Below are 7846 nucleotides of genomic sequence, written 5' to 3' on the forward strand. Positions count from 1 at the left end.
TCATGTAAAAAAGTATAAAATAAACTATCACGACGAACAAGAATATAATATTCTTACACTTAAGATTCTGAAAATAGTTTTATTTCAACTCTAGATATGGTTTGGTTTATTTCACAGCACAAAACTATACATTTAACATTAATCTGCACTAATTATTCTTTAATAATTTCGTCACATTGTAGACGAAAAACTACAAAACTCAAACTTAGCCTATATCTATTACATCACTGAATATCAGCGCCAAATAAAGTTCATTTTTTTTAGAAAAATGAGATCACTCCTATTCCTATTTATAATAAATACCTGCATAGTTTCAGTTCATTAAAATTAGTTTAAACGTAATAATTGATACCCAAAATTATTGTAGAAAAATTTATATGCTGTATATCTCCAGCATGGAAAAAACTTGCTCAAACTAAGAACATGAATATGATATATCATGGCGCATCATCTATGATGTAGATCAAAAAAGATTTCCTTAATATTAATTAAAAGAAAATTAATTTATCTTACCGATTAATTTACTATATTTATAATTAGTCTAAACAAACTTAAGTAAAATAATGGTTATATGAAGAAAAAACTTAATAAACTATATAATATTAACTTATCAAAATCACTTATAATATTTATCGCTGCTATATTTTATACAAATATTGCTTATTCACAATCTAATACCGGAACTATCTCAGGCAGAATGATACTCAAAGATAACGAATACACCCAAGGTGCAACGGTAAAAATCACTTCCTTGAATAAAATTACAACCACAGATTCGGATGGTGCTTATGAATTCGAGAATCTTCCTTTCGGAACCTATATAGTTGATATAAGATTGAGCGGTTATGAACCAGCAGAAGCTTCAGTAAGAATTGATGAAAGCAATACAAAAGTGACACTTCATTTTGAGCTCGTTTACACTTCACATAAGCTAGAAGAGATAGTAATCACTGAGGGAGGAAATAGATTTGCACGAAAGGAAAGTGAGGAAGTTTCAAAAATGGACCTCAAAAATATGGAAAACCCACAGGTATATACTGTTGTCAGCAAAGAACTCATGAAAGAACAGTTGATAACGGACTATAACAGCGTCTTTAAAAATGTACCTGGCGCAGGTATTTCAGAAATAAGAAACCAAGGACGCTCCTCAAATATATCAAGGGGTTTTCCAACACCACAATTGGTGAGAAATGGGGTAAGTAGTTTCACTTATAACGCAATAGATCCTGCAAACTTAGAGCGTATTGAGGTTATAAAAGGCCCATCGGCAACATTGTTTGGAAGTACAATTTCTTCGTTTGGGGGCTTGTTTAATAGAGTAACAAAAAAACCATATGACTATTTTCAAGGGGAAGTTTCATATTCTGCGGGCGATTGGGATTTAAATCGCTTTACAGCAGATATTAATGCTCCACTCAACAGCACAAAAACTGCCCTATTTAGAATAAATACAGCTCTGCATAGTGAGCGTAGTTTTCAAGATGCCGGATTCAATAAAAGCTTCTTTATAGCCCCAAGTATCTCCTACAAAGTCAACGATCGACTTACATTGCTCATAGATGCAGAGATGAGCCAATCAAATGCTACATCACCGACAAGATTAGCCCCATTTTCTGGACCTACTGCTACCGTAACGAGCATCACCGAAATGCAAATCCCTTACAACCTATCCTTTGCCAATAATAGAGTTAACTATTCCGGTCAACAGTACAATATATATGCGCAGGCAAAATACATAATATCTGACGAATGGACCTCACAGACTATCGTATCACGGACCCGATCTTCTGCAGAAGGATACACAATGGCAATGGTAATCTTGAGCGATGAGCGCATAAGACAAGCCGTAACAAGTCAAGAAAACCCTTACTATGGCACTGATATACAACAAAATTTTAATGGCGACTTTAAGATAGGAAAATTACGCAATAGAGTGATAGTAGGCCTAGACTATTACAGTCTACGCACTACACGTAATAACGCGACGGTAAACTTGCCCCCTATGAATTACAAGAATCCTGGTGAAGCGTACAATAACCTTACAGAAGACCGAATAAAACCCCTATTTGCTAGCGCGAGATTTACTAATTTCGTTTCTAATAATGAAAGAACATATAGTGCATATGTCTCCGATGTATTGAATATAACCGAAAGATTAATTCTGATGGCAGGTGTGCGTTTAGATCGTTATTATAATAAAGGTGTATATTTCCCTAACCTAGATTCCCTTGCCGGAAATTACAATCAGACAGCATTCTCCCCTAGATTTGGAGCCGTATATCAAATCATAAATCAAAAAGTATCCGTATTCGGAAATTACATGAATGGTTTTAACAATGTAAGTGGATCTGATTTCTTAGGCAACACCTTTAAGCCCAATCAGGCTAACCAAATAGAAGGAGGATTCAAATTCGACTTTAATAAAATAAGTGCAACGCTGAGTTATTATAACATCAATGTAACTAATATCACACGTGATGATGTAGAAAACCCTGATTTCCAAATTCAAGATGGTACACAACTGAGTAAGGGATTTGAATTAGAGCTCATAGCAAATCCTATTCGTGGTTTGAATATCATCGCAGGATATACCTTTAATGAAAGTAAATATACAAAGGCTAATGAAAATATTCTAGGCCTGCGACCTACCACCGCAGGCTCCCCGCGCACCGCAAATCTTTGGGCCAGCTATAGACTCACTCGGAGTGCTGCAGCAGGATTAGGATTTGGCGTCGGCGCCATTTATGGAAGTGAATATTATCAAACAAATACCGCAACTTTTAAATTTAGTATCCCTTCCTACACCGTACTCGATGCTTCCATATTTTATGATCAGCCTAAATATAGAATAGGCTTAAAAGTAGATAACATCAGCAACGAAAAATATTGGTCCTACCGATTGGCAGCACAAAACCCAACGAGAGTAACCGGAAATATTACCTTCAAATTTTAAATACTGTATACAAGATTTATACGAGGCTTTTAGTTTAAATTATGAATATCAATTTTAAGAAAATAGTAAGACAAATACATCTATGGCTTGGGCTAGCATCGGGGCTAATTGTTTTTATCATTTGCATAACGGGATTTCTTTATGTTTTTGAAAATGAAATCCGTGAATATACAAATAAGGAATATCTGCATGTCTCCATAGAACAGAAACCTTTCATCGGATTAAAAAAAATAGTTGAAAATTATGAACTGTTAGAAACAAACCAAAAATTAACGAACATAAAAATAAATATCGAGCAGCCTAATGCTGCAATAGAGATCTCCACACGAAAGAGAGACACCTACTATTTCAACCCTTATGACGGCAGTCTAATACGCCATAGAAATTCGGATTGGCTATATATTGTGCTGGAGTTACATCGTAATTTACTATTAGGAGAAATGGGCAAATCTATACAGGGATGGTCTGTTATTATTTTTATAGCAATGCTCATCACTGGCCTTGTACTATGGTTTCCAAATCAACGACGACTACTAAAACAATCCCTAAGAATAAAATGGAATGCTTCTTCCAAAAGAATAAACTATGATCTACATCAAATTTTTGGGTTTTATGCCGCTTTCGTATTGCTTATTATTGCTTTTACAGGAATTTATTTTAATTATGATACCGTCAAACAAGCCGTAAACCTAATAACAGGTACCACACTGCGAAAAGGAGATAAGGCAACATCAACACTGCAAAACGCATCAATTACAATGGCAGATCGATACCACAACATATTTGAACGCGTAAATATAGAGTACCCCGGAGCAACATCAGTTTCTTTTTCTATCCGCAAAACTGGAGAATTGAGAGTCAGAATAATCTATCCTTATAAATGGGCTCGAAAGCACAATACTATTTTCTTAGACAACAGTACTGGACAGATCCTACGTACTAAACTATATAAGGATAATAATCTTGCAGACCGCTATGAAGCTAGCAATCGAGATCTCCATACAGGTGTATTCTTTGGTATTGGAGGCAAAATAATATGGAGCTTAGGAAGTCTGATTGGCGCTTCGCTTCCCATATCCGGATTTCTTATTTGGTGGAATAAAAGAAAAACCATAAAAGCAAAAAAATAGAGTTGTCAAGGTAAAGGTTAATATAGAGATTCTCTAGTATAAACATGCACTATTTCGTTAATAGCTTATACTTAATGATATGCAATTAGCATGAAATTATATCTTTCACTACTAAGTCTTAGTATTCTAATTCTGTACTTACAGAGATTGACCAAAAATCATCCTAAAATATTTTTAATAAACAAAAGGAAATTTAATATCTACTAAATTAATAGATATTAACAAATAGTTTATATATTCGTACTACACAAATTATAAACTAGTAAATAAAAATAATGAACATGACATCCAATTCACTTCCAAAACAACTTCCATCTGTTATTAGCTGGTTTAGTAATATAAAGATAGTCATGAATAATAAGTCATATATACCAAAACCTTCATGATATACAATTCCCATTTACATAGTATTTCGTAACAATCAATATAGCCTTATAAATGATTGTAAAGCCACGAAAGTCCTAAACTAATTAGTTTAGTAAAAGTAGATTTTTAATATCTCACTATATAGTATATAAAATAAACCATCAGCTACAATTATATAGTACAAATAATTAATAAACAGAAAGCACTATAAAGATGAATGAACGAGAAACCAAGTTAGAAAACACAAAACAAAAGAAACTGCTAATTCGTACCGAAGAAAAAGTAGCCGAAATAGGCTGGTTTACGGACATAATTGGCGGTGACACAGAATTTCTTGGCGTATTGGATGAAGAGAAACGCAGTACCTTTGAGCATTGTAAAGACCTCACTTTACAAGCTGAAAAAGCAGGATTTAAAAATATATTATTTCCGACAGCTTACACCGTAGGACAAGAAGCAATCACTTTTGCTTCTGCTATTGCTCCTTTTACTAATAAGATTAAATTACTTGTCGCTATCCGTACCGGCGAAATACATCCTCCTACCCTAGCTAGAGCCCTGTCAAATCTAGATCATGTACTTGAAGGTCGTTTTGCAATCAACATCATCAATTCAGACCTGCCGGGAAACAGAGAGGATCCGACATTACGGTATAAACGATGTGCTGAAACGATTGAAATTCTTAAACAAGCTTGGTCCCAAGATCGTATTGATTTCCATGGAGATCTTTACAATCTTTCTCTCCCATCCGCTCCTGCAAAACCTTATCAACAGAATGGTGGCCCATTGCTTTATTTTGGAGGAACCTCAGATGGCTCTAGGAATATTTGTGCCAAATACTGTGATGTATTCTTGACATGGCCCGAACGAGAAGAATCTTTAGCTACCACCATGGCGGATATGAGCGCACGTGCATCAGCCTATGGTCGAACAACAGACTTCGGTTTGCGCATCCATGTTGTTGTTCGTGAAACAGAACAAGAAGCACGAGAATACGCTAAAAAACTAACTTCCAAGCTCGATGAAGGGAAGGCTGCAACAATACGAAGCCGCGGAGAAGATTCTAGGTCGTTGGGCGTATTGCGTCAAGATCAACTACGGATGGAAGCTAATGATGAAGGTTATGTAGAAGATATATTATGGACAGATATTGGAAAAGTGTTCTCGGGTTGTGGCGCAGGATTAGTAGGTAGTCCACGACAAATAATCGACAAATTAAATCGGTACATTGATATGGGATTCCGCGCATTTATATTTTCAGGTTTTCCTTTAGAAAGAGAAGCTGAATATTTTTCTAAACTAGTACTGCCTCATTTACCCAATGTTTCTTTATCGGACAAACAAAATAGAATGCCAAAAACTACTCCAATTACTCCCTATACAACGGCAAAATTACGATAGTAAACAGATGAAATATGGCTTTTTTTTGTTAACGGAGATAGCAACCAAATTATTGGTACATTAAATTGTCGAAAAGGATATAGAAAAAATTAAAATTGTAGCGCTAATTGACAACATTTTTTAAACACTACCTCAGGATCGTAAAAGCCTGCTTAATTGATCTTTTCTTAATAATCAAAGGTATTATAAGGCTTAAAATCTGACTATAGACTACATAGAAAATTAACAGTAAACTGTCTCCACTTTTAAGTAGCAATTCCATTGTGAAATGATCTTCTATCGTTTAGACATCTATGGATAGAGGTAAAAACTAATAAACCACCGTTCGTTATCGAACCTTTATTGAGACTAATATTTACTTACGCTAATAAATGCAAGTGTACAATTTACTTTGAAAGTGTGCACTATGCTGAATAAGTTGGCCATTGCAATATAATAGAGAACGTCGTCATGCTATATTGGAAAACCTTACAATTCAACCGTTTAATAACAAAGAACAGTAACTTAAAAAATTACGTGACTAACACTGTCGATTTATTTTGCGAGACTAGTGTAGGAAAAAGTACAATAGCTTTAAACTTATCTTATTCATTTGCTAAAAATATGAATACGATATTAACCGATATAGATGATTTTTACGTAGCATTGTACTAACATAACGTAATAAGATTGAGATTTTTTTTTCATATAGCCTATCATGGTCAACAATATGCTGGCTGGCAAAGACAGCCTGATGTGCTGAGTATTCAGGAACTGATCGAAAATGCATTGCACAAAGTATTGAAAACGCCAACCACTATATACGGATGCGGCAGAACGGACAGTCAGGTTAATGCAAGTCAATATTTTTTCCATGCTGATATCGCGGAACCTTTTGAATATGACTTAGTATACAGACTTAATAAAGCACTTCCTAGTGCAATAGCGATCTATGACATCCTGCCCATGGAAGGTACAGCTCATGCGCGATTTGATGCCATACAGCGGCAGTATGATTATTTTCTACATACCTATAAAGATCCTTTTTTGAATATGCAGAGTGCGTTGTATCTCTATCCGAATCTAGACTTAGCGAAAATGAATGAAGCGGTAAAACTGCTTCCCAAGTATCAAGACTACCGTGCATTTTGCGTGCATCCTGATAAAAATGAACATACACTATGCCAGGTTTCTGAAGCCAATCTGTATGTGAATCCAGCTGGTGATAGAATACGGTTTAATATATTGAGTAATCGTTTCTTAGGGAAAATGATACGTATCCTTACGGGGAAGCTTATACTAATAGGAAGAGGACGATTGTCGGTTTCGGAATTTGAAAATCATCTCATCACAAGAGAAATACCAAAGACATTAACCCCCGCCTACCCTGTAGGTCTATATTTATCCAAAGTGACTTATCCATACCTTGACTTACCGGCACGCAGCTCTTTAATGTCACCTAAGCAGGATACGGAATGGCTCAAGCTATAAAATAGACTTATTGTCACGCATATACGATTGTATCAGCATACAGTAGCATCCTGAACTAACTAAAAAATGCTACTACATGCTGATGCCAATAATTAAGCTCTAGCTATGTAGTGCTATGCTTTACCATTAAATACAAACAATCAAAGATAAACTTGAGTGAATCTTATATTATAAAAACAACCTTTTTTGAGACTAATAACTAGCATTATTTTGGCTCAAAAATACTTTATCCCATTTATTATTAGATATTTAAATAAATAAAACATCCCGTATGATCTGTGATATGGAAGAATTTTAAATTAGGTATCAATCCCAAAAGTTGTGTGTGAATTGAATAATAATTCTGTTCTGGACTACCTAATGTTTTTAGGACTAATTTTCTCAAGCCACCTTTTTACTTATCGCTCTTCGTTGTTTTCCTCAAGCTATACAAGTTACTGATCGATTCCATGTACAGAAACTCGCAATAGAGGCTCTTCAAGATATTCGAATTAAATATAGATGGGAGGCTATAGATTTAGAAAAT

The 7846-nt window shown here is 34.9% G+C and carries 4 protein-coding genes and 1 pseudogene; all 5 read left to right on the forward strand.

Features of this window, described 5'->3' with window-relative positions:
* The first annotated feature begins 571 nt into the window (after nucleotides 1-571).
* Complete coding sequence (locus tag IP023_RS15510; protein ID WP_241791322.1) at nucleotides 572-2953, forward strand: TonB-dependent siderophore receptor; 2382 nt, start codon at nucleotides 572-574, stop codon at nucleotides 2951-2953.
* Nucleotides 2954-2994: 41 nt separating this feature from the next.
* Nucleotides 2995-4083 (forward strand): PepSY-associated TM helix domain-containing protein, encoded by a 1089-nt coding sequence (locus tag IP023_RS15515; RefSeq protein ID WP_241791323.1) that lies wholly within the window; start codon nucleotides 2995-2997, stop codon nucleotides 4081-4083.
* Nucleotides 4084-4662: 579 nt separating this feature from the next.
* Nucleotides 4663-5850, forward strand: coding sequence for an LLM class flavin-dependent oxidoreductase (locus IP023_RS15520; RefSeq protein ID WP_241791324.1), 1188 nt, complete (start codon nucleotides 4663-4665; stop codon nucleotides 5848-5850).
* Nucleotides 5851-6519: 669 nt separating this feature from the next.
* The gene (locus tag IP023_RS15525) at nucleotides 6520-7320 is read left to right on the forward strand and encodes a tRNA pseudouridine synthase A (RefSeq protein WP_241791325.1); all 801 of its coding nucleotides are present in this window, start codon (nucleotides 6520-6522) and stop codon (nucleotides 7318-7320) included.
* Nucleotides 7321-7717: 397 nt separating this feature from the next.
* Nucleotides 7718-7846 (forward strand): annotated as a pseudogene (locus IP023_RS15530) (transposase); the annotation flags it as partial.

Source organism: Sphingobacterium rhinopitheci (assembly GCF_022627575.1).
Classification (GTDB): domain Bacteria; phylum Bacteroidota; class Bacteroidia; order Sphingobacteriales; family Sphingobacteriaceae; genus Sphingobacterium; species Sphingobacterium rhinopitheci.

Bases quoted from the DNA above. Each gene is read 5' to 3' on its own strand.
- IP023_RS15510 (WP_241791322.1), top strand. From the start codon at position 572: ATGAAGAAAAAACTTAATAAACTATATAATATTAACTTATCAAAATCA.
- IP023_RS15515 (WP_241791323.1), top strand. From the start codon at position 2,995: ATGAATATCAATTTTAAGAAAATAGTAAGACAAATACATCTATGGCTT.
- IP023_RS15520 (WP_241791324.1), top strand. From the start codon at position 4,663: ATGAATGAACGAGAAACCAAGTTAGAAAACACAAAACAAAAGAAACTG.